The 564-nt window shown below is 58.0% G+C and carries 1 protein-coding gene; it reads left to right on the top strand.

Annotated elements, in window-relative coordinates; translation table 11 throughout:
* Positions 1 to 124 precede the first annotated feature (124 nt).
* On the top strand, positions 125 to 564 hold a 440-nt coding region (locus AC0L2A_RS36350), incomplete at its 3' end, for a Ros/MucR family transcriptional regulator (protein ID WP_473612999.1).

A 564-nucleotide genomic window follows, 5' to 3' on the forward strand; every position in this document is an offset into this window, starting at 1 on the left:
GGAACGCCTATTAGCAATGGCTTATGGCGATACTTATGCTGCCGAGACATTTATTGCCTTCAGCCACAACCATCACTATGTAGCAAGACTTCGCCTGCTGTCTTCAAGCCACCCGGAGAATTTCATGACAGAAGAAGCCGACCACAGCCTCGACGCCCTCATCGAGCTTACCGCCGATGTCGTCTCAGCCTATGTCTCGAACAATCCGGTCCCGGTGGGCGATCTCCCCGCCCTGATCGGCCAAGTACATGCAGCACTGAAAGGAACGGCCGGCAGCGTTTCCGCAGAACAGCCGCAGGCTCTCAAGCCTGCTATTCCGATCAAGAAGTCGGTGATGGCGGACTACATCATCTGCCTTGACGATGGAAAGAAGTTCAAATCGCTAAAGCGCCATCTGTCGACCCACTATGGCCTCACGCCGGACGAATATCGCGCCAAATGGGGCCTGCCGGCGGACTATCCCATGGTCGCGCCGAATTACGCCGCTGCGCGCTCGGCCTTGGCCAAGACCATAGGTCTCGGCCGCAAACCGAAAGAGTCGGAAACGCCGGCGCCGGCGAAGCG

The sequence above is a fragment of the Mesorhizobium sp. WSM4844 genome, from assembly GCF_055811775.1.